Origin of the sequence: Methanoculleus oceani, assembly GCF_023702065.1 — an archaeon.
Lineage (GTDB): Archaea > Halobacteriota > Methanomicrobia > Methanomicrobiales > Methanoculleaceae > Methanoculleus > Methanoculleus oceani.
In genome coordinates, this window is sequence record NZ_QFDM01000003.1 from 30,229 (window position 1) to 51,129 (window position 20,901).

Sequence of the window (20,901 nt, forward strand, 5' to 3'; positions counted from 1 at the left end):
TGTCAGGGTGTCGGGCGGGCCGCAGATGGTCTCTGCAACCCGCTCTCTATGTGTTCTTCGTATTTGTCCTTCGTGATCACGACCACCATGATATCCTCGCCGGATGCGGAGTCACGGCGCATCGCCGATTTGACGGCACGGACGGCGAGGTCCTTTGCCTCGTCCTCCTTCAGGTCAGGGCGGTACTGGTCTTCGAGCACACCGTAGGCGAAGGGCGACCCCGAGCCGGTAGCGACGATATCCTCTTCCTTGGTCGCCCCGCCCATGGCGTCGACGGAGTAGACACTCGGCCCCTCCTCGTCGAACCCGCCCATCAGGAGCTGGACGTAGTACGGGTAGTAGCGGTTCTGGTTTAAGTAGTTCGAGAGGAGGGTCGATGCCGCACCGACCGACATGGTCTTGCCGCGCCGCATCTCGAAGAGGTTGCACTCGACCTGCAGGATCCGGACGAGTTGCTGCGCGTCGCCGACGCCGCCGGCGGTGGTCAGGCCGATCCGGGGCGTGATCTGGTAGATCTTCTTGGCACGCTTGCTCGCGATCATGTTCCCCATCGTCGCTCGCATCTCTGTTGCAAGGACCACGCCACCGTCAAAGATCAGTCCTACCGTGGTTGTACCTTTCATAATCTCTTGGGAAGTATCAAGCATTGAAGCACCCCTAAAACCATTAAAACGCTTTATCTCGCTCAAAAGCGGTTAAGCGTATAGCGATATCATAAAACATAAATTTATCGTCGTACCGGGTTATGGCACGACAACGATAAGCATCTGTATGTTATATGAATGTTGTCCCTTAATTCTTTCGCAGGCCCTGCTGGTCAGGCAGCAGAACTTTGATCAGCTCCCGGTCGAAGAGCATGGCAACGAGCCGCTTGTTTCCGTTGACCACCGGGAGCTGGTCGACCCGGGCCCGCCTCATCTTCAGTGCGCATTCGCCGACCTCGGCGTTCAGGGGAACGGCGAGGACGTTCTTGACCATCGCGTTCTTCACGGGGATCGGGAGGAGCTGGATCTTGGAGATACCGTAACTGATGGTGTGCATGTCCCTGATGCTCTCCCAGGTCCACTCGTCGTCGTCGGTGCCGTTCGAGAAGTCGCTGACCTCGACGCCGTCCTCGATGCGGGAATGCCTGATGAGGTCGCGCTCCGATATGATGCCGGTGAGCGTGCCGTCCTCCATCAGGACGGGGATGGCGTCGTAACCCGAGATCTCGAGGATCCTCCCGACAAGCGAGAGAGGCGTATCCTCCCAGAGAGCGTAGGTCTTGCTGACGTAGTTGTCCTTGATAGGCAGGGCAAGGCGCATCTGGGCGATGGCACCGATGAGGTCGGCCACGCTGATGATCCCGATCATCGACCCGTCTTCCATGACGGGGAGCCTTCTGATGTTATGGCGCACCATTAACTGGGCCGCCTCCGAGATGGGGGCGTCCGGCCTGATGACGACCGGGTCGGGCGTCATCAGGAGCCCGAGCTGGGTCTCTTCCGCTTTGCGGAGGAGGTCTTTGCGGGTGATGATACCGACGAGTTCGCCGTCCTTGAGGACCGGGACGCCGCTGATACCTGTGCGTTTCAGGATACGCAGGACATCGTCCCTATTTCCGGGGATCTCAACACAGACGACGTCGGCCACCATGAAGTTCCGGACGAGCATCTGCTGGGGAGAGGCTATGATCTCACCACCGTTGTCGTAATGGGACTGTTTTGCACCACGTAATCGGTCACACTCCCGAGCAGGAGACGGTCGACGCCGCTCTTACCGTAGGACCCGAGCATGATGAGATCGGCTCCCAGTTCTTCGGCGAGGGAGACGATCTGGGATCCCGCGTGTCCCTGCCTGAGATGGGTGGTAAGCGAAACACCCGCCGCATCCGCTTTCTTACGAGCCCCTTCAAGAATGTCCTCGCCTTCCTTCTGCAAAACACTGTAGATTATCTCGAGTGTGTTGTCCATGGGAAGGGATGAAAAGAGCCCGGATTCGACCACATAAACGACATGAACTTCGGCATTCCAGACGCCGGCCTCACCGAGAGCCTCTTCGAAAGCCCGATTGGCCGGTTCTGAGCCGTCTATAGCAACGAGTATCTTACGGAACATACACACCACGCAGAACAGATACTTCTTATCTGATTTCTATTGCAGGGTTAAAACTGTTTGGCCAATAGATGACGAATCCAGCCGTTTTACGATGGTTGCCAGGATGTCTTTGCTGAAGGAGAGATTACTTTTCGCTGGATTTACGACAAGGAAATGCGCTTCCTGCCCCTCCTCAATGAATCCCGATCTCCCTGCCATCCGGGCGCCCGTGATCGCAGCACGCAGGATCTCGCCGGGGGGCGCGCGGTAAACGGTGGCGGCGAAAGCCATCTCCCGGGAGAGGTCGGGCTGAACAAACATGACGTTATCCGTTCCCAAATAAAATCTGCCGCCAAGTTCGAGAATGCGCGTTATCGGCGGATGGGCCGCCGATGCTGCGACCCCGAGCAGCCAGTTCGACCTCGGACAGACGGCGACGGGGATATCCATATCGACGATCCGCCGGAGCTGTGCATCTGTCGCGTGGGTGCAGTGGACGAGCAGGTCGGGCTCGAACTCAAGCGTTTCGTCGATATCGTCCGGGTTCTTCTCCCCGGCGTGGAAAGCGACGAGTCTCCCTGCGGCTCGTGCATCCCTGACGACCTCTTCGGCGTTCGCCACGTCATGGACGCTGCTGATGCCCGCCCCGTCGCTCACCTCTTCCCCGCCTTCGCGGCCGAGGATGATCGGCCGGCAGTCAAGCCCGGCCGCAGCCTCGCGGAGCGCCGCCACACCGTCGGCTCCCCCTTCCCTGAAGTCGGCAAACCCGGCCGTCCCGGTCGCGATCATCGCGATAATACTCGCACGCATTCCCCGGACGAGTTCGGCCCGCGGGGTTGCAGCAAGGATCCTGTGCTTCAAGCCGTCCGGGGGTTTGACGAGGTCCGCGAGGCTGCCCCGGGCAGGGAGGTCCATCGCGACGGTGTCGCCGAGATGCGTGTGGGCGTTGAAGAAGGCGGGCACGATCCACCGGTCCGGCGTCCGGGAAGAGGGCTCTATCGAAGTGACGATACCTCCGGAGACGGTGATGCTGACGTCTTCTTCCCTGAAGTCCTCGCCGAGGAGTGTGCGGCCGGTAACGACATACGGTGTGACTTCCTGCATCTCTCAACCTCTGTTTTATATATCGCAAAGGAGAATATTTCAGTATGGCGAAGAAATCTGGCGGAAGACTGGTATCCTCTGCCGGCCTGGTCAACTACTATGACAGCGACGATCACCGGGCCATCCATATCAGCCCGATAACCGTGATCATCGTGACCATCGTGACCGGAGTGGCAGTCTTTACTCTCAATGCTCTCTTCTAATCCTTTTTGTTCTTCTTCAGGGCTGCCCTGATGATGTCTTCCTCGGGCGTGAAGTAGACCATATCGTGCCCTTTCCAGGCCTTGCAGTTCCGAAAGACCACCGCGGGAACACCCTGGTGGCTCTCGCCCATGACGAAGTTCGCGAAGGCCGCGATCTCGTCGACCACCGCTTCTTCGGTGATCTCGAGGACGTGGCCGAAGAGGTCTGTGTCGCCCCGGTAATCGTCGATCGCCGTCATCCCGGCCCATCCGATGGCGATACCGGTCTGGCCGCGGCGGAACGCCCGCCCGCAGGTGTCGGTGACGATCACCCTGACGTCCTTTCCGGTGATGCGGTGGATCCCGCTTCGCACGTCTTCAGCGGCCCCCATGGGGTCGGGTGGGAGGACGATCAGCCGGCCGTCTTCGATGTTGCTGTGGTCGACGCCTGCCCGAACGCCGATGTGGCCGGAAGGCAGTTCCGAGAGGATGAACGGGTGCTCGAGCAGGACGTCGGCGGACGAGTCCAGCACCGCCTGCACGAAGCGCGGATCTTCCTTCGTCTTCGCCGCGATCCGCACGGCGTCGGCGCCGGGGACGATGGCGGCGAGGTCCCGGGTGAAGCCTTTTGCCTTTGAGTAGACCGACGAGGCGACGGCGAGGATGTCTCCATCTTCGAACGCGACACGATCGCAGATCAGGGCGGGCAGGTCGTCTCCTTTCTGGATCAGGGGGAGGCCTCGAACACCGATTACCTGGATATCCATGGAACTCACGGATCAGTGATCGTCTCCGATTGCAGAAAAATGCTCGGGTTTGCTCGCAGGAGACGGCGGGGGATTGCGGGGATTATGGGCACAGGGAGGGGGTGCGGGGTGCGAAGGATGGGATGCTCCCCCCTCCCCTGTCTCCTCACACCAGATGGCTCTCTTCAAAAGTCCCCCACCGCCCGCGCTTCGCGCTCCTCCCGCCCCCCTGGGGGGCGGGCAGTGCGTGGCGATATCCCTTCGAAAGCCGTGCATAGGGACAGAAGTCCGATAAGAACGCCTGTCCACAGGACATGAGTTTGAGCACTACCAGATGCGCAGGCAGGGAAACCCACCCCCGCGACACCAACAACCTAAATCCCCACCCCCCGGCGCACCCCTCGATCACCCGCAGGAATACCCCACGTCCTCCCTCAGCCGGAACTCCGGCTCGAACGAGCCGATCAGGTCGAGGTACTGCTCGACGGTGCGGGTGAAGAGGAAACGCTCCCGAACCCTCTCGTGCGCCGCACGCCCGAGCCGTCGCGCAAGATCGGGATCGCGGAGCAATTGTACGATCCTCTCCGCCGCCTCGTCGACGGAGGATACCAGGAACCCGGTCTCCCCGTCCCGGATCTGGTGGCGGATGCCGCCGACGTTCCCGCCGATCACCGCTGCGCCCTTCCACATCGCCTCCGAGACAGTCAGCCCGAATCCTTCCCGGATGGACTTCTGCAGGACGACCGCCGCCCGCCGCTGGAGCGCGTTCACCAGCGCCCCGTCCTGGACGCTCAGCACGATGATCCGCTCGTTTTTGTGGGCGAGGAGCGACCGGTAGACCTCCGCGCCCTCCGGGTCGTCGGTCGCCACGTTCCCGACGAGGACCAGGGTGCATTCTTCCTGCTTTCTTGCTTTCTCAAACGCCCGGATGACCCCTACGGGGTCCTTCCAGTGGTCGAACCGGGAGACCTGCACGACCAGGGGGAGGTCGGTCGGAATGCCGTAGTGCACAAGGCGCTCGTCGATGGCGGCCTCAGAGAGGTCCTTGTTCACGATCGAGAAGGGGTCGATTCCGGGCGTGAAGAAGACCTGCGGTTTTCTGAGATCCCGGCGGTATTCTCCGCAGGAGAGGACGACGGCGTCGTATTTCTCGATGAACGGGACGAGGTAGTTCCAGACCTTCCGGTTCGGCGCGGTAAGGTCGAGGTGGCAGCGCCAGACCCAGGGGCTCTTCTTCCGGTAATGGGTGATCAGCGGGAGCGGCTGCGGGTCGTGAACGAAGACCATGTCGTGGTCGAGATGGTTCCGTACGGCGTTTTCGTGGATGACATCTTCGTAGATCTCCTTTTTGCGACCGGTCAGGTTGATCGGCGCCCCCTGGAGAGCGTTGTGGAACTTCTTCGTCACGCTGAAGAAGTCCGGCGGGCCGTGCACGACGCGCCATCCGGTCTGTATCCCGAGACTGTTCATCAGGAGCGTCAGCGACGAGAGGATCTGCGAGACCCCGCCGCCGTAGTAGGTGGAGTTCATGTGCATGACGTGCATGTCACGGAGCGGCCGTGCCTTCGCCTTAATGCGGCGTACGGTCTCTTTTCCGACGTATCGCTCATAGTCCCCGATTGTATGGATTGCGCTCATCCCGATCGCTCCTGAATTCTCTCGATCGTTCTTATGCATAACGGCAGGTCTCACCTCCTGCCCGCACCGCCGGATGGTCCTGCATAACCGTTATATAGAGCCCCGGCACCCATCAGCGAAGAGGGGAAGAAGCATGGGAGAGTCACCGGAACGCGATGAGGATCTGCCGGGAACGGCTGAATCGTACTGGATAGCCACCTCCCCGGAGACGGGGTTTCCCCCGCTCGACGGGGACGGGCGCGTGGACGTCACGGTGATCGGCGGCGGGATAGCGGGCATCACCACGGCGTTTCTGCTGAAGAAGGCGGGGCTGACCGTCGCGCTCCTCGATGCCCGCCGGATCGTCACGGGGGCTACGGGCTATACGACGGCGAAGGTCACCTCGCTCCACCGGCTCATCTACACGCACGTCATCGACCGGTTCGGGAGCGCAAAGGCCCGGCAGTATGCCGAGGCGAACCAGGCGGGGATCGAGACGATCGCGTCCCTCGTGCGGGACTACAACATCCCGTGCGGTTTCGAGCGGAAATCTGCCTACACCTACGCGGAATCGGAGGAGTCCCGCGACAGAGTGGCGGCCGAGGCGGACGCGGCACGGAGCCTCGGGCTCCCGGCGACGTTCACGGAGGACGTCCCGCTGCCGGAGAAGGCACACGGAGCGGTTGTTCTCGAGAACCAGGCGCAGTTCCACCCGAGGAACTACCTCCTGCTGCTCGCCGGGCACCTCCCGGGGGAGGGGAGTTACGTCTTTGAGATGACGAGGGCGGTAGACCTCGAGGAGCAGCCCGGCGGCGTCGCGGTGAAGACCGACCGGGGCTCGCTCTCCTCCGATTACGCGGTCCTCGCCACGCACTACCCCATCTACGACCGTCCCGGCGCATACTTCGCCCGGATGCACCCGTCGAGGTCCTACGCGCTCGGCATCCGGATCGACGAGCCGTTCCCGGACGGGATCTTCATCAACGCCGCGGGACCGGTCCACTCCTGGCGGTCGCAGCCCGCCGGCGACGGCGACCTCGTTATCGTCACCGGCGCGGCGCACGACACCGGGACTGTGACCGACACCAGGGCGCACTACAGGAGCCTCGAAGCCTACGCCCGATCGGTCTATCCCGTCGGGTCCGTCGACTACCACTGGTCGGCACAGGACTACATCACGGCCGACCGCGTCCCCTACATCGGCCCGCTCGCCGAGGGGCACGACCGCATCTTTGTCGCGACGGGATTCGGGAAGTGGGGGATGGCCGCCGGCACGGCGGCGGGGATGATCCTTGCCGATCTGATCCGGGGCCGCACGAACCCCTGGGCGGAGGTATTCGACCCTTCGCGATTCCGGGAGCGGCCGGAGTTCCCCGACCGGGTGCGCAGGAAACTCGAGGCGGCCGGGGGACCGATCGAGATCGACACCGGCCGGTTCGAACGGGAGATCGCGGCGATACCGCCCGGGGAGGGGAAGATCGTCGAGTTCGACGGACAGAAGGTTGCGATCGTTCGGGACGAACACGGCGGAGTCCACACGCTTGATGCGACCTGCATGCACATGGGCTGCACCGTCGCCTGGAACAACGCGGAGAAGTCCTGGGACTGCCCCTGCCACGGTTCGCGCTACGATGCCTCCGGGAAGGTGATCGGGAGCCCGACTGTGAGAGATCTGAAAGGGAAGGAGGTCGTGCGGAGGTAGGCGGGGAGGGAAAGCGAGTTCCATACCTATATATGGTCCCGGCATAATGGTGACCGCCTGCCGCCCCTGGGAACGGGGCCGGGCGGGCAGAAGGAGGCTTGACATATGGAGCATGGACCGGGTGCTTACGACGTGCCGGGCAGGCACGAGTCGTTCTGGATGGAGACAACGGCGGAGACGCCGCATCCCTCACTGGCGGGGAATCTCGAGACCGACGTGGCGGTCGTGGGCGGCGGCATCGTCGGCATCACTACCGCCGTCCTGCTCAAGCAGGCCGGTTACGCGGTCACGGTCCTTGAGGCGAACCGGGTCTGCCACGGGGTGACCGGCCACACGACGGCGAAGGTCACCTCGCTCCACCGGCTTATCTACGCGGAGCTCATCGACCGGTTCGGGAGCAGGCAGGCGCAGCAGTACGCCGAAGCGAACCAGGCGGCGATCGAGACGATCGCGTCGTTTATCCGGAAGTACGACATTCCCTGCGACTTTCTCCGGAAACCCGCCTACACCTACGCGGAGTCGGAGGAGGCCCGCGGCCTTGTCGCGGCCGAGGCGGACGCGGCACGGAGCCTCGGGCTCCCGGCGACGTTCACGGAAGACGTCCCGCTGCCGGCCCGGAACTACGGCGCGGTCGTCGTCGGGAACCAGGCGCAGTTCCACCCGCTGAAGTACCTCCTGCACCTCGCCTCCCTGGTGCCGGGCGACGGGAGCCGGATCTACGAGAAGACCCGGGCGCTCGAGGTGCAGGACGATGGAGGCCGCTGCACGGTCCGGACAGAGAACGGGACCGTCACGGCACGGGCCGTCGTCCTCGCGACCCACTACCCCTTCTACGACAGCCCGGGATTCTACTTCGCCCGGATGGAGCCGTCGCGCTCCTACGTCCTCGGCGTCCGGCTTGACGAGCCGTTCCCGGCTGGAATGTTCATCAACGCCGCGGGCCCGGTCCACTCCTGGCGGTCGCAGCCCTCCGGTGCCGGCGAGCTGGTGCTTGTCGGCGGCATGGAGCACCGGACTGGCGAGGACGTGGATACAAGGAGGCACTACCGCGACCTCGAGGCCTACGCCCGGTCGGTCTACCCGATAACATCCGTCGATTACCGCTGGTCGGCGCAGGACTACATCACCGTCGACGGCGTCCCCTACATCGGCCCGCTCGCCGCCGGCCACGAGAACGTCTACATCGCGACGGGTTTCCGGAAGTGGGGGATGACCAACGGCACCGCGGCCGCGACGATCGTCACCGACATGATCCTGGGCCGTGCGAGCCCCTGGGCGGAGGTCTACGCCCCCGACCGGTTCAAGCCGGCGGCATCGGCCCGGCGGTTCCTCGTGCACAACATCGAGGTGGCCGAGAAGTACATCGGGGGAGCGATATCCCGGCCGGCCGGGGACCTCGCGGACGTCCTGCCCGGGGAGGGGAGGATCCTGATGATCGAAGGCCAGAAGGCCGGGGTCTTCCGGGACCGGGAGGGGCGGGTCCACGCGGTCAACCCGACCTGCACCCATCTCGGGTGCGTCGCCGCATGGAACAGCGCCGAAGAGACCTGGGACTGCCCCTGCCACGGCTCGCGCTACGATGCCGACGGGAAGGTGATCCACGGGCCGGCGGTGAAGGACCTCAAGCCGAGAGGGGGGTAGATGAGAGGCCTATATCGTAAAGGATGTCACATCCCACATCCACGGCGCTCGAAATCTACTCAGTTGCAGCATTGACACGGATTTCGTGGGGACTGCGCACCTACGGTGCTCGAGCTCCTGCCCTTCGGCCAGTCGCATATCGCCACGCACTGCCCCCGCCCCTAGGGGCGGGGAACGAAGCTCCGCTAGGAGCGGAGTTTGAGCGCCGAAGGTGCGAATGAGGAGGCCGGAGGCCGGGAGGGGTGGGGGTTATAAGTGTCCTATTATAAGGTAGAGACAGGGGAGGGGGGATGCTCCCCCCTCAAAGCCTAACGGCTTCTCGTGCTCCTTTCCTATCGGAACGTCGCACTCCCCGTCAGCCCCTCCTCGCACCTACGGTGCTCGAACTCCTGTCCTTCGGACAGTCGTTCCCCCGTATGGCGATAGCCACCACGGTCCACTGCACCGGGATTGTTCCTCGCCTAAGTTGTTCTGTCTGCCGCCCGAGGATCAACTGCCCCACCAGAGCACTCCGGAAAAACTCCGGATGGATAATTATATATCCGCCCGCCCGCACATTCCCATTAATCATGTACCTCGTCATCCGCTGTCCGGGCTGCAAGACCTTCAACTACGTGGACCGTTACCAGCGCTGGAGGCTCTGTCCCATGTGCGGCGAGGTGATCAACGTCGGACGTGCGCCGGTCTACCTGGAAGCCGACGACTTCCTGGATGCAGAACGGGTGGTGGCGCAGCTGGAGTCGTACCTGCACCAGACCGGAAAAAAGGACCTCACAGAGCAGGACATCCGGCAGCTAAGGGCCCAGTATGCCGAATGGGTGAAGAGCCGGGTCTGATCACCAGAGACGCCCGCAGCCCGGGCAGAGCATGCTCACTCTCCTCCCGCAGTGCGGGCAGTAAAGGCCCGTGCGTTCGTTGCTGGATAACGGTCTCCCGCATCGCTTACAGTGAATCGGGGCCTCGAACCCACACTCGTGTCTGACCATCAATCCAGATATTCGTAGTCCTTCACAAAAAGATTTCCTTTCCCGCGGTTCGCAATATCCCCGGTGAACCGGATAAGCGTGCGCCCCTCGTGCTGAACCGTCTCAATCTTTTTGAAGGTAGGAAGCATCCCCTGCGCGGTCCCGTAGACGTAACAGGAGCCCCCTTTCATGTTCGCACCCGGGCGTCGGCAGTCCCCGTGGACGATGAGCGTGCCGCCGTGCATCTCCGCCCCGGGCATGTCCCCGGCATCGCCGTGCACGATCACGGTGCCGCCGGCGATGCTCTCCGCGAGGAAATCCCCGGCGCGGCCGAAGACCTCCACGGTGCCGCCGGTCATGCCCTTCCTGCCGCCGCGGTAGCCCGAGGCGCAGTAATCGGCGGCGTCGCCCCGGCAGAGGATGGTCCCCCCCGCCATCTCCCTCCCGAGCCAGCCGTCGGCGTTGCCGTGAACCTCGATCGTCCCGCCGCTCATGAAGTTGCCGCAGTGCATCCCGATATCCCCGAGGATGGTGATCCTGCCGCCGTCCATGTACTCGCCGACCCTTTTCAACCGGAACGTCTCCCCCGAAAGGACGACCTCGACGTCCTCCGAGCGGTCGGCATCGCCCTCCACCGAGACCGCGAAGACCTCGTCGAGCCGGAACTCCCTGTTCCCCCGCCAGACCAAAAGATCGGTGCCGGCAAGAAAGTTCTTCGGGACGATCGACTCCGCCTCGATCGGGATGAACGACCTCGCACCGGGCTTCATCGCGAGCGTGACCTTCATATCTCCGCCTCCGTCTCGATGCACCGGTTCCGGTTCAGGTACTCCGCCTGCACCGGGTAGTTCCTCATCCGGACCGTGTAGTAGCGATCGAACTTCTCGATGAAGTCGGGATCCTTTCCCATATCGTAGACCTCGGAAACCTTCGGCCGGACCCAGAACGTGGCGTTGCTCCCGTCGACCAGGCACTCGCCCCTCCGGGCGACGACCCTGCCCCGCTTGATCGTGTACTCGGTCCGGCTGAACGCATCGATGACCTTCCGGTAGTCAACCGACGGGTCGACCTCGTCGATCAGGAGCGGGTAGATGGCGACGTCCGCATCGGCGCCCGGCCCGAGATGGCCCTTCCCGAGGTCCTGGAGCCCGAGCGCCCTTGCCTGGCCGGCCCGGGTCATCACCGCGATCTCGTACCAGTCCAGTTCCCGCTCGATCGCCGGGAGGGGCACCCGTGACGCGGTATCGGGGTGAATCGTGGCGAACTCGGCGTCGCGGTACTTCTTGCTCATCAGGAGGCCGATGATCTCCGGGTATTTGACGAACGGCGCGCCGTTCGGGTTATCCGTCGTGAGCAGGCACTGCCAGGGGCTCTTCGTGAGGAGCGCGAGCTCAAGGCCAATCGCCCACATGATCGAGTTGACCAGGTTCTTGCGCCGGTAGATGACCGGGATGATACCCGAGCCGGTCTCGAGCTCCACGTCGTGGTTGCTCCACTTCTCGTGATGAAGGCGGTAGAGGTTGAACTCCATCGGCCCGTCGGCGGTCATCGTCGTCGTCCGGCCGAACATCACCTGCCCCATGTCCATGACGATCTGCGGACGCATGTCGACGAACCGCGCAATCGGCTCGCTTTTCGAGCAGAAATCCTTCCATCCCGACCCGCCGTAGGCGTGGAACTGGACGTGGGTGGCATACAGGGTCTGCCTCTTCTTGTTCAGGTCCGGGATGAGGCCGAGCGACCCGAGCGTGCAGGTGTAGTTCCCCGGTGTTCCCAGGTTGTTGCAGTGGAGGTGGACGGAGTGCGGGAGGTGGAGGAGTTCGTTCGCCTCGACGATCGACCGGATGATCTCCGCGGGCGTCACCTCGAAGTGGGGCACCGGGTCCCTGATGCACGAGACGTTCTTGCCCCACTGCCAAGCCTCGGTGCCGCCGGGATTCGTGAGTTTGACGGCAAACCCTTTCACCGCCTTGAGCGTCCAGGCGATGATGGCCGCGACCCTCTTTTTGTCGCCGTCGCGGATCGCCTCCATGATCCCCCAGTTCCCGTCGAAGAGGACGTTTGCCATCGTGTCCTGCAGCGGCGTGTAGAGGAACTCCTCGTGGGTGTGGCGGGCCTCGAGCGGCGCCATCGCGCCCTCGAGCAGGGTGGTGTAGCCCATCACGCTGTAGCGGTAGCTGTTGCCGTAGGTGGTCGGGACGCTGTAGCCGGACGTAGCATGCAGCGGCCCGCGCCGGGGCGTCCTCCCCGCCCGCATATCCTCGGGGCTCATGTACCGCCCGAAGTTCACCTTCGTCCCGCAGATATGGGTGTGGGAATCGACCCCGCCCGGCAGGGTGAGCATACCGCGGGCGTCGATCACCTCCGCCGCATCGCTCACCTCCTCGACGATCCTGCCATCGCGGATGGCGATATCCATCGTCTCGGCGTTGATCCCCCGGAGGGGGTCGATCACGCAGGCGTTCCTGATCAGGAGCTCGCTCATCGTCCTTTCGCCTCCTGCATCAGGGCATACATCCGGGAGAGGACATCCCTGTCGGACGGGTAGCCGGTGGAGAGAACCCTCCTCGTCCGGATGGGCACCCCGTCCATCCGGTAGGCTGTTCCCTCCGCATCGATCCCGGTCACCGCCACCGGGATCTGGACGTTGCAGAACGCGGTGGTGGCGTTCGGGTAGGGGTCGAGCTGGACCACCGGTATATCGGCGAGATGTTCGAGGCATTTCCGCGGGAAGTGGGCCGCAGGGTCGCTCCCGACGATCAGCGCCGCATCGCACTCTTTCCGGGCCAGGATATCCACCGCCGTCGTCTCCCCGGGATTGTAGAAGGCGATCCCCCGCGAGAAGTCGATCCCGAAGGGATAGCCGGTCATCCAGGTGTTCACTTCGTTGGAGCCGTAGACGTTGTAGTGGCCCCGCATCGCCGAGATGGTGAACTTCGTGTGCCGGCTCAGTTCCGAGACGAGTTCGATGGCGTTTCGGATGTTCTTGTACTTCCCCCGGGTCATCGTGAGCCCGAGCCCGAAGTAGACCGCCCCGAACTTCGCCGTTTTGCAGAGGTTTGCCACCCGGACGAGCTGTTCCCGGGTGACGCCCGCGACCGTCCGCGGGATCGTCTCCGTCTTCCCCTGGACGATTGCTCGGAGCGCGGAGAGGACCGCATAGTCCCCGCCGGGTTTGATCTGCACGAACTCGTCGGCGATGTTTGCCGTCTCGGTCTTCCGGACGTCGACGACGATCACCTTCCGGTCGCGGAAGGCGTTCTCGAGGAAGAAACCTTCGGCATACCGCGTGTACCGCGAGAGGTGGCGGGGATGGGCGTCGATCGGGTTCGACCCCCAGTAGATCACGAGGTCCGCCCGGTTCTTCACCACCCCGAGCGTGCACCCCGGGTGCCCGACCTCCTGGATGGCGAGGATTGACGGCCCGTGGCAGACCGAGGAGGTGTTGTCGATGACGCCCCGCACGAGCTCGGCCATATGCACCCCCACGCACTGGGCCTCCCCGTGGGTGCCGCTCCACCCGTAGAGGAGCGGGCGCTCGGCGGAAAGGAGCATATCGGCGGCATACCGGATCGCCTCATCGCAGGAGATATCCATCCATTCGTCTCCGTCGCGCAGGATCGGGCCCTTCAGCCGATTCTCGCCCATGAACTTCGTCGTGCCGAGTTCGCAGGCATTGGTGACGGCGACTACCCTGCCCTCCTCAACCTCCACCTCGATGTCGTCGCAGAGGCATCCGCAGAAGGGGCAGACCGCGTCCTTAACGATCATACGCAAGGCCTCCCAGGTCTTCCATCAGTCCGTGAACAGTCTTCGGTTCTTCGTCCGTCGGTTCGATCTCCACCTCGTGCGACTTGAAGTCCGGCATCCCCGTGGAGTGGGTGACGGCGGCGACGATGTGGTTTGCGTAGGGTCCGTAGGGAACAAAGACGGTTCCCATCTCCACCTCGACCGATGCGGCCGCACGCATGACGACCTCCCCGCAGGGCCCGGTCACCCTGACGGGGTCCCGGTCGGCAAGCCCGAGTTCCATCATGTCGAACTCGTGCATGAAGCAGGTCGAGGTCTCCTCCGCGTAGGCGGCAGAAGTCTTGTTCTCGACGGTCACGCCCTGTGTCACCGTCCGCCCGGTGATCATGAGAAACGTCATGCTTCCGCCTCCTCGCCCTGCACCCCTTCAACCATGCGGGCGACCCGGATCGCGCGGTTCGGGCAGTTGGTCTCGCAGGTCTTGCACCCCGTGCACTTCTCCTCGTGGAGTATCGTCACCCGGCCGCCCTCGATCCGCATGATCACCTCGTCGCTTGCGGACGTCCCGGTCCCCGCGAGCTGGGGGTCCACCTCCCGGTTGACCGGACAGGAGACGCAGCAGTTCCCGCACCGCATGCAGAGGGTGTCGTCGACCTCCAAGCGGTACCACGAAGAGAACGCCGTTTTATCACGATGGGTGACGTCGAGGATCCGCCCGCTCGAAAGGACGCCCTCGGGGCACGCCTCGACGCAGAGGCCGCACCGGATGCAGTGGCCCGGGTAGATCTCCGGCTCCCACCGGTCCTTCTTGCGGAGGACGGCGATGGCGCCGGGCGCCGGGCAGATCATCATGCAGGTGAGGCACTGCGTGCACTCCTTATCGGTCAGGGTCGGGTAGCCCTTGAAGTAGGAGGGGGTCTCGAGCGGCGCGGTCTTTACGAAGAAGAAATCTTTTAGCCATTCCGGCCGGAGGAACTCCCGCACGTAGTAGACGATCGATCGCATATCCTCACCTCTCGTTGCACGCAATGCAGGGATCGCTGCTGATGAACGTCGACGTCACGTCGGCAATCGATGCGGCGTCGACGATCATCGAGTGGGCGCAGGCCTCGATGTTCATGATCGACGGCGTCCGGATCGCGATATCGAGCACCCTGCCGTATTCGTCGGTCTTGACGGAGTAGGTCAGTTCGCCCCGGGGGGCTTCGCCGCTGTACGAGGTTTCTCCCGCCTTGCAGAGGCCGCCGCCCCGGATGGGTCCTTCGGGGAGGGTATCGACGCACTTCCGGATCAGGTCGATGCTCTGGAAGACCTCCTGGAACCGGACCATGACCCTGGCGAAGTTGTCGCCCTCGGTCCGGGTTACCTGCTCAAAGCCGAGCTCCCGGTAGGTCGGGTGGCGGAGGCGGAGGTCGCAGACAACACCGCTCGCCCGGGCCGTGGGGCCGACGGTGTGGGCGCGGATCGCCTCCTCCCGGCTCATGACCCCGATCCCCTTGCTCCTGAGCGCAATCAGGGGGCCGGTCTCGAAGATCCCGGTATACCGCCGCATCTCGTCCTCCACCTTCGCGAGATCGGCAAGCATCGCCGCGGCGTCCTCCGGCAGCAGGTCGAACCGGACCCCGCCCGGGATCATGTAGGCGGTGTTGATCCTCGAGCCCGTGATCCGCTCGAGGTTGTCGAGCACCGTCTCCCGGGTATTCAGGAGATACATCGCGAGCGTCTCGTGCTCGATCGTGTAGCAGTAGGAGAAGTTCGCGAGGATGTGGCTTGCCATCCGGTCGAGTTCGTTGACGATGACCCGGAGGTAGGCCGCCCGCGGCGGGACGGCGATAGCACTGATATCTTCCATCGCCTCGATGAAGACCATGTTGTGGACGACCGAGCAGATGCCGCAGACGCGTTCCGCAAGGAACATCACCTCCTGCCAGGGGCGGCCGCGCATGATCCGCTCGATCCCCTTCTTCATGTAGCCGAGTTCGACCTCGGCCCTGAGCACCCGCTCGCCCGCCGTCTCGCACTTGAGGCGGACGGGCTCCTTCCAGCAGGGGTGCACCGGGCCGAGCGGAATGGATACGTCGACGGTCTTCTTCATGGCTGTTTCTCCTCGTAGTCTTTGAATATCAACGGCGCGACCGAGAGTATGGCGGAGAGGATCTCCGTCGGGCGGGGCGGGCAGCCCGGCACCTGTGCGGCGATGGGTATGTAGTTCTCGACGGGCGGGGTCGTCAAGGTACCCCTCCGGGCATAGACGCACCCCGATATCGGGCAGTTCCCGATGGCGACGGCCACCTTCGGCTCCGGGATCTTCTCCCAGATCTCGCGGAGTTTGTCCACCCACTGGGGCGTTACGGAGCCGATGACCAGGAGGACGTCGGCCTCCCGGGGATTGTTGTGGACGTAGATGCCGTACTGCTCGATGTCGTAGCGCGGCGCGAGGCAGGCAAGCACCTCGATGTCGCAGCCGTTGCACGACCCGACGTCGACGTAAGCGACGTGGATCGACCTTGAGCGGACGAAGTTCTTGATCTCCTGCAGGATATTTCTCATGAGAGGACCGCCTCCCGGACCCGGGCTTTTCCTCTCGCGATCGCCTCGTCTCTTGACGATCCGTCCCCTATCATCGCTTTTGTCTCATCGCATATCGACCGCATTGTCTCTGTTTCCACGAGCGGCACGAACCGGGTGAAAAGTTCGCACCCGAGATCTTTTGCCGCCGGGTCGCTGTCGTTATCCGCGTGCTCCTGCCCCATCTGCCACCGGGATTCGAGGTTCTCGAGCAGGGACATATCGAACCGCCTGATCAGCACCATCCGGAGTTTCGCGTCGGAGATGCCGAGGCGCCCGGCAATCGCCCGGACGGCCTCGTCGTGCCTCGTGCTCGTCAGGATGGTGAACTTCATCTGGCGGAGGTCTTTCTCGTAGAGGTACCCGGTCATGCGAATCCTCCTGCCTTGGCGAGGGCGTAGCCGGCAAAGAGAGCGACCGCCAGCCAGAGCCCCGCCGTCTCGAACCGTTTCAACCGCTCCTCGTTCGAGGCGTAATGGATGAGGGAGAGGGCCACCAGGAGCCCGGCGAGGGCCACCGCCTCGCCCCGGACCGTCCCGTTCTGCAGCCACTGCACCAGGGCTATGACGAGGTACGCCGCCCCACCGAAGAGCACCAGTTCGCGGATCATGGCATCACCCACCACAGGTATCCGACGTAGGCGAGCATCGCCCCGGTGATGAGCCCCTGGATGGTGACGCTGTCGAACGGCGAGAGCATGGGCGTTATCGCGCATATGAACGAGAGCGATACGAGAACGATCGTCATGATGACGAGTGCCAGAGAGAACGGCACGGCCCCGACGAAGATCGCGACGAAGGCGTAGAGGAGCACGAACGTCTTGAGCCCGTCGATGACGGAGATCCCGGCCCGCCAGACCCCGAAGTGCTCGGTCTTGTAGCCGCTCACGAGTTCTTTACTCTCGACGATCGAGAAGGGCCCGTAGGGCATCTTCGAGAGGATAACGAGGTACATTGCTATCGCAACAGGCGGCGCTATGAGGAGGAACGGGCCGTGGACTGCCTGGTAGGCGGTGATGTCCGCGAGGAGAAGCGACCCCGTGAAGAGGTAGATCGCGGCGATCGTGACGAAGAGCGGGATCTCGGAGGCCGCGGAGATGACCGACCGAACACCGCCGAACTTCCCGTAGGGCGAGCCCGACGAGAGCCCGAACCCGTGCTCGACGACCTTATGGAGCATGTAGATCGCAAAGAGGATCAGGATGCTCTCGCCGGCGAGAACGACGAAGAGCGCCGCGCTCCAGATGCCGATGCCGATGAGCACGACGCCCACGTAGAGCGTGGCGCTTGCGGTCTTCGGCACCCAGGTGCTCTTGAACGAGAACTTCAGGGCGTGGAGGATCTCCTGCCAGACGGGAGGGCCCGGCCTCATCTGTACCCGTGCGATGACTTTCCGGTGGAGCCCCAGCAGGAGGAGTCCGAACGCTGCTGCAAATACCAGGTACTCGATCATGTCAGTATCCTATGAACGGGATATCCTCTTCTCCGCCCGGAGCCCGCCACCAGAGCCCCAGGAAGAGCACCAGTGCCGGGAAGGCGATCACGATGGCCGTCTCCGCCGCCCAGAGCGGTATGAGGCCTGCCGCCAGTGCCGCCCATGCGGCGGCGATGACGATGGCCGATGCCGCGAGCCCCAGGGAAACCGTCTTTCTTTTCATGGTAATCAGATAGTTATGGCAATCTCCACGACGCGCAGGAAGATCAACAGCGATGAGAGGGAGCACATGATGACGTAGGGGGCGCCCGGCGCCCGGAACATCTCGGCCTTTGCCGCGTAGAACGGCGCCATCCCCTCTCCGATGACGCCGAGTGCGAGGAGGGCTTTGCCCACCGGCGGGACGGCAGAGGCACCGGCCGCAAGGGCCGGTATCGAGAGCGTCCCCGTCGTCGCGAGGATCAGCGCGGCGCCCCCGAAGAGCGGCAGGGTGGCGACCATGGCGACGATGCCGTACTCGTACGCGGCATCGAGGACGTGGCGACTTTTCACCGCCGCGACGATGCCGACGTTCGTGATGCCGACGAGCGAGGCAAAGAGCGTGAAGTTGAAGATGTCCCCGCTCCCCATCGCCCCCATCGTCGCGAGGCCGCACGCGATCGTCATGAACCGCCGGAAGCGCATCTCGGCGACGGCGGTCTCCTTCGCGTAGTAGGCGTCCCCCCCGAACGCTATGTCGACCTGACCCTCGGGCCTGCTCAGGATAGCGAGGCCCGTGAAGATCAGCGCGAGCACAAAGAGCGTGAGGGTGTAGGGGGTGTAGTAGTGGAGGATATCCCCGAACTCCAGCACGAAGAGGCTGCTTCCGCCGATATCAGGCATTCGGACCACCCCGCATGGTGCCGATGAGCGACATCTTGGCCATGACCTTGACGAGGATCGCCGATCCCGCGAGCATGACCGCGAAGAACCAGTACTGCGGGAGGAGCATGAAGACGAAGAACGCGACGATCCAGAGCACCCACGAGTAGCCGCTCGCCGTCTCGATCAACTCGAACCGCTCGTGGTGGTCGCGGCAGAGGAAGTAGAAGAGCACGCCGAGGCCGGCGACGGCCCCGCCGGAGAACCCGGAGAGGACGATGCCGTAGACGACGAGGATCGCGGCGAGGATGCCGGGAGCGCTCTCCATCACCTCGATCTGCAGGCCGGCCGCCGGCGGCCGGACGTAGCCCTCCTTTACCCGGTAGATCTCGGAGAGCGCGATCAGTTCCGAGACCCCCACCACGAGGCCCGGGAGGATGAGAGCCTCCGCGAGGTCGGTGCCGACGAGCGCGATGAACGCGAGGGTGACGACCTCGACAAGATCCGTGAGCAGCAGGCGGTGGAGGCCGTCGGTCTCCCGCATCAGGGCAAAGAACGCGACTCCCGCTGCCGCGAACGCCACGAGAAGGCCGATCGAGTAATCAGGAATCATTCTCCCTCCGGAAGAGGTAGGAGGCGATCGCGAACGCTGCAAAGAGGATGCTCGTCTCGACGACCGTATCGAGCCCCCGGGTGTTGTAGAGGATCTCGTCTATGATCCCGCCCGGATGGGCGACGATCGTCGTGCCGAGGTAGTGCGTGTGGTCCGCGAGGTACTGCGAGAGCGGCGTTAAGTAAGCGGTGACGTAGCCCGCGTAGGGCGAGTTCTCCGGGTACTGGGCGACGACCTCCGTTGTGCCGAACGGCACGCCTCCCCGGTCATAGGGGTAGAGCGAACTTGCGGGGTCGAGAGTCTTGGGGTAGAGCTGCTGCTCCTCGAATCCGAGCGGCAGGGAGAGGATGCCGGCGAGGGAGATGATGATGCACGCGCCGGCGAAGAGCGCCACGAGGTTCTGGAAGTTGGAGACGAACCTTGAGATCCGCGTGATGATCAGCACGATGCATCCCTCCATTCCATCAGGCGCACGATGACGAACGTGCTGATCGCGGTGACGGCAACGAACGTCAGGAGGGCCAGGGCCTCGTCGTAGGCGAGCATGACGAGGAGGAGGCCCCATGCCGGTATCTCCAGGTTGATCAGCCGGGCGACGTAGGTCTTCGGCCGCACGAAGGCGACGGAGAGGACGCCGATCACGAGGATGGCGAGGCCGAGGACGAAGACGGCGTTCACGCCTGCTCCCTCCTCACGACCATCAGTATGAATATCGTGGCGATCGGGGCGATGAGGGAGACCGCGATCGCGACGTCCAGGTAGCCGCGGTCCACGATGAACGGCACGATCCCGGCGACGAGGATGCCGAGCGAGATCACCTTCCCGTAGGAGTCACGGACGAGGGCCGTGGAGACCGCGCCGAGGAGCGCGACGAGCCCGAACGCAACCTCGAGGGCGACGATCATCGTTTCATCCCTCCCGCGTAGGTGCTTGCCACGGCGTTCGCCTCGAGCGTGGAGCCGACGAAGTAGGCTGCCGCCGCGACGAGCGAGAGCGGATGGTTGAGCAGCAGGACGATTGTCCCGGCGACGGCGAAGTTCAGGACGTTCGCGTAGGGGAGTTTCCGGCCGGTGTTCTTCTCAATGACGGCTCGTATAGCGGCAAAGACGGCTACTCCCGCCACGATATAGAGCGCGATCACTGCCGGACCCTCCAGAGCCGTGCAAGAAGCCGGCTTGCGTGGGTATGGGAGAGCCCCTGGATGGTGAGGATGGCGATCACCATGCCCGCGATGAAGTCGGTGGCGGCGAACCCGACCTGGGTGAAGGCGTAGACGACGAACGTGGCGAGGACCGCACCGGTGGTCCCCGCGTAGCCGGGGTCGTGGCAGATGCGGTTGCCGATAAAGACCAACAGGGCCGCAGCGAGCCCGCCCGGGATGCCGGCGACGTAAACGCCGCAGGCGGCAAGGAGTGTTCCCGCCGAGGCGTCGGGGGAGCAGACGATGTTCCCCATCATGGTGCCGCCGGCAAGAGCGCCGCCGCCTGCCTCGATATCCCGCGCGACGGCCGACGCTCCGCTGACACCCCCCGCTTCCGGCAACCTGAAGAAAATATCGACGGTTACGAAGAGTAGCCAGCTGATGATCGCTGCCGCCAGGATATGGAGGAACTCGCCCAGCATTTTTAGTTCAACTACTGGAA

Annotated in this window: 28 protein-coding genes; 4 read left to right on the forward strand and 24 right to left on the reverse strand. The window is 63.7% G+C overall.

What is annotated here, in order from left to right:
- Positions 1-2: 2 nt before the first annotated feature.
- The 4 genes from psmB to DIC75_RS09820 all read right to left on the reverse strand — a co-directional run bounded on the left by psmB (position 3) and on the right by DIC75_RS09820 (position 3,179).
- A complete protein-coding gene (psmB, locus tag DIC75_RS09805; RefSeq protein ID WP_250987861.1) occupies positions 3-647 on the reverse strand; it encodes an archaeal proteasome endopeptidase complex subunit beta in 645 nt (214 codons plus the stop codon).
- 145 nt (positions 648-792) lie between these two features.
- Positions 793-1,653, reverse strand: coding sequence for a CBS domain-containing protein (locus DIC75_RS09810; protein ID WP_250987862.1), 861 nt, complete (start codon positions 1,651-1,653; stop codon positions 793-795).
- 14 nt (positions 1,654-1,667) lie between these two features.
- Entirely contained in the window at positions 1,668-2,096 is a 429-nt protein-coding gene (locus DIC75_RS09815; RefSeq protein WP_250987863.1) for a universal stress protein, read from the reverse strand.
- A 36-nt stretch (positions 2,097-2,132) separates the two neighbouring features.
- On the reverse strand, positions 2,133-3,179 hold the full coding sequence (locus DIC75_RS09820; RefSeq protein ID WP_250987864.1) for an amidohydrolase family protein: 1,047 nt from the start codon (positions 3,177-3,179) through the stop codon (positions 2,133-2,135).
- Positions 3,180-3,223: 44 nt separating this feature from the next.
- Here DIC75_RS09820 and DIC75_RS09825 point away from each other — a divergent pair, with 44 nt between their 5' ends.
- Positions 3,224-3,382 carry a preprotein translocase subunit Sec61beta gene (locus tag DIC75_RS09825; RefSeq protein ID WP_250987865.1) on the forward strand — a complete coding sequence of 53 codons (159 nt, stop codon included), beginning with the start codon at positions 3,224-3,226 and terminating at the stop codon, positions 3,380-3,382.
- Here the strand turns inward: DIC75_RS09825 and DIC75_RS09830 are convergent.
- Positions 3,379-4,128, reverse strand: coding sequence for a coenzyme F420-0:L-glutamate ligase (locus DIC75_RS09830; protein WP_250987866.1), 750 nt, complete (start codon positions 4,126-4,128; stop codon positions 3,379-3,381). The genes DIC75_RS09825 and DIC75_RS09830 overlap by 4 nt on opposite strands.
- A 384-nt stretch (positions 4,129-4,512) precedes the next feature.
- The gene (locus DIC75_RS09835; RefSeq protein WP_250987867.1) at positions 4,513-5,745 is read right to left on the reverse strand and encodes a glycosyltransferase; all 1,233 of its coding nucleotides are present in this window, start codon (positions 5,743-5,745) and stop codon (positions 4,513-4,515) included.
- Positions 5,746-5,878: 133 nt separating this feature from the next.
- Between DIC75_RS09835 and DIC75_RS09840 the strand changes: the two genes are divergently transcribed.
- The 3 genes from DIC75_RS09840 (at position 5,879) to DIC75_RS09850 (ending at position 9,903) form a co-directional block, all read left to right on the forward strand.
- The gene (locus tag DIC75_RS09840; RefSeq protein ID WP_250987868.1) at positions 5,879-7,426 is read left to right on the forward strand and encodes an FAD-dependent oxidoreductase; all 1,548 of its coding nucleotides are present in this window, start codon (positions 5,879-5,881) and stop codon (positions 7,424-7,426) included.
- 105 nt (positions 7,427-7,531) lie between these two features.
- Complete coding sequence (locus DIC75_RS09845; protein ID WP_250987869.1) at positions 7,532-9,067, forward strand: FAD-dependent oxidoreductase; 1,536 nt, start codon at positions 7,532-7,534, stop codon at positions 9,065-9,067.
- Between the two features lie 569 nt (positions 9,068-9,636).
- Entirely contained in the window at positions 9,637-9,903 is a 267-nt protein-coding gene (locus tag DIC75_RS09850; RefSeq protein WP_250987870.1) for a DUF1922 domain-containing protein, read from the forward strand.
- Positions 9,904-10,052: 149 nt separating this feature from the next.
- Here DIC75_RS09850 and DIC75_RS09855 read toward each other — a convergent pair whose 3' ends face one another.
- From DIC75_RS09855 to ehaB, 18 genes are read right to left on the reverse strand one after another with little or no spacing between them, the layout of a single operon-like run.
- Positions 10,053-10,820: a formylmethanofuran dehydrogenase subunit C gene (locus DIC75_RS09855; protein ID WP_250987871.1), complete on the reverse strand. Its 768-nt coding sequence runs from the start codon at positions 10,818-10,820 to the stop codon at positions 10,053-10,055.
- Complete coding sequence (locus DIC75_RS09860) at positions 10,817-12,517, reverse strand: formylmethanofuran dehydrogenase subunit A (protein WP_250987872.1); 1,701 nt, start codon at positions 12,515-12,517, stop codon at positions 10,817-10,819. Before DIC75_RS09860 ends, DIC75_RS09855 begins: the two co-directional genes overlap by 4 nt.
- Entirely contained in the window at positions 12,514-13,803 is a 1,290-nt protein-coding gene (locus tag DIC75_RS09865) for a formylmethanofuran dehydrogenase subunit B (protein ID WP_250987873.1), read from the reverse strand. Before DIC75_RS09865 ends, DIC75_RS09860 begins: the two co-directional genes overlap by 4 nt.
- Positions 13,793-14,182, reverse strand: coding sequence for a molybdopterin dinucleotide binding domain-containing protein (locus tag DIC75_RS09870; protein ID WP_250987874.1), 390 nt, complete (start codon positions 14,180-14,182; stop codon positions 13,793-13,795). The genes DIC75_RS09865 and DIC75_RS09870 overlap by 11 nt, the downstream gene beginning before the upstream one ends.
- Positions 14,179-14,787 carry a 4Fe-4S binding protein gene (locus DIC75_RS09875; protein ID WP_250987875.1) on the reverse strand — a complete coding sequence of 203 codons (609 nt, stop codon included), beginning with the start codon at positions 14,785-14,787 and terminating at the stop codon, positions 14,179-14,181. The genes DIC75_RS09870 and DIC75_RS09875 overlap by 4 nt, the downstream gene beginning before the upstream one ends.
- 4 nt (positions 14,788-14,791) lie before the next feature.
- Complete coding sequence (locus DIC75_RS09880; protein WP_250987876.1) at positions 14,792-15,877, reverse strand: hydrogenase large subunit; 1,086 nt, start codon at positions 15,875-15,877, stop codon at positions 14,792-14,794.
- A complete protein-coding gene (locus DIC75_RS09885; RefSeq protein ID WP_250987877.1) occupies positions 15,874-16,332 on the reverse strand; it encodes an NADH-quinone oxidoreductase subunit B family protein in 459 nt (152 codons plus the stop codon). Before DIC75_RS09885 ends, DIC75_RS09880 begins: the two co-directional genes overlap by 4 nt.
- A complete protein-coding gene (locus DIC75_RS09890; RefSeq protein WP_250987878.1) occupies positions 16,329-16,721 on the reverse strand; it encodes an EhaM family protein in 393 nt (130 codons plus the stop codon). Before DIC75_RS09890 ends, DIC75_RS09885 begins: the two co-directional genes overlap by 4 nt.
- A complete protein-coding gene (locus DIC75_RS09895) occupies positions 16,718-16,960 on the reverse strand; it encodes a hypothetical protein (RefSeq protein ID WP_250987879.1) in 243 nt (80 codons plus the stop codon). Before DIC75_RS09895 ends, DIC75_RS09890 begins: the two co-directional genes overlap by 4 nt.
- Positions 16,957-17,802, reverse strand: a complete 846-nt coding sequence (locus DIC75_RS09900; protein ID WP_250987880.1) for a respiratory chain complex I subunit 1 family protein — start codon at positions 17,800-17,802, stop codon at positions 16,957-16,959. The genes DIC75_RS09895 and DIC75_RS09900 overlap by 4 nt, the downstream gene beginning before the upstream one ends.
- A 1-nt stretch (position 17,803) precedes the next feature.
- Complete coding sequence (locus tag DIC75_RS09905) at positions 17,804-18,007, reverse strand: hypothetical protein (RefSeq protein WP_250987881.1); 204 nt, start codon at positions 18,005-18,007, stop codon at positions 17,804-17,806.
- A gap of 5 nt (positions 18,008-18,012) precedes the next feature.
- On the reverse strand, positions 18,013-18,666 hold the full coding sequence (locus tag DIC75_RS09910; RefSeq protein WP_250987882.1) for a hypothetical protein: 654 nt from the start codon (positions 18,664-18,666) through the stop codon (positions 18,013-18,015).
- The gene (locus DIC75_RS09915; RefSeq protein WP_250987883.1) at positions 18,659-19,258 is read right to left on the reverse strand and encodes an EhaG family protein; all 600 of its coding nucleotides are present in this window, start codon (positions 19,256-19,258) and stop codon (positions 18,659-18,661) included. Before DIC75_RS09915 ends, DIC75_RS09910 begins: the two co-directional genes overlap by 8 nt.
- Positions 19,248-19,703: an EhaF family protein gene (locus tag DIC75_RS09920; RefSeq protein ID WP_250987884.1), complete on the reverse strand. Its 456-nt coding sequence runs from the start codon at positions 19,701-19,703 to the stop codon at positions 19,248-19,250. The genes DIC75_RS09915 and DIC75_RS09920 overlap by 11 nt, the downstream gene beginning before the upstream one ends.
- Positions 19,697-19,936 (reverse strand): EhaE family protein, encoded by a 240-nt coding sequence (locus tag DIC75_RS09925; RefSeq protein WP_250987885.1) that lies wholly within the window; start codon positions 19,934-19,936, stop codon positions 19,697-19,699. Before DIC75_RS09925 ends, DIC75_RS09920 begins: the two co-directional genes overlap by 7 nt.
- Entirely contained in the window at positions 19,933-20,163 is a 231-nt protein-coding gene (locus DIC75_RS09930; protein WP_250987886.1) for an EhaD family protein, read from the reverse strand. Before DIC75_RS09930 ends, DIC75_RS09925 begins: the two co-directional genes overlap by 4 nt.
- Positions 20,160-20,399, reverse strand: coding sequence for an EhaC family protein (locus tag DIC75_RS09935; protein ID WP_250987887.1), 240 nt, complete (start codon positions 20,397-20,399; stop codon positions 20,160-20,162). The genes DIC75_RS09930 and DIC75_RS09935 overlap by 4 nt, the downstream gene beginning before the upstream one ends.
- Positions 20,396-20,881: a [NiFe]-hydrogenase-3-type subunit EhaB gene (gene ehaB, locus DIC75_RS09940; RefSeq protein WP_250987888.1), complete on the reverse strand. Its 486-nt coding sequence runs from the start codon at positions 20,879-20,881 to the stop codon at positions 20,396-20,398. Before ehaB ends, DIC75_RS09935 begins: the two co-directional genes overlap by 4 nt.
- Between the last annotated feature and the right edge of the window lie 20 nt (positions 20,882-20,901).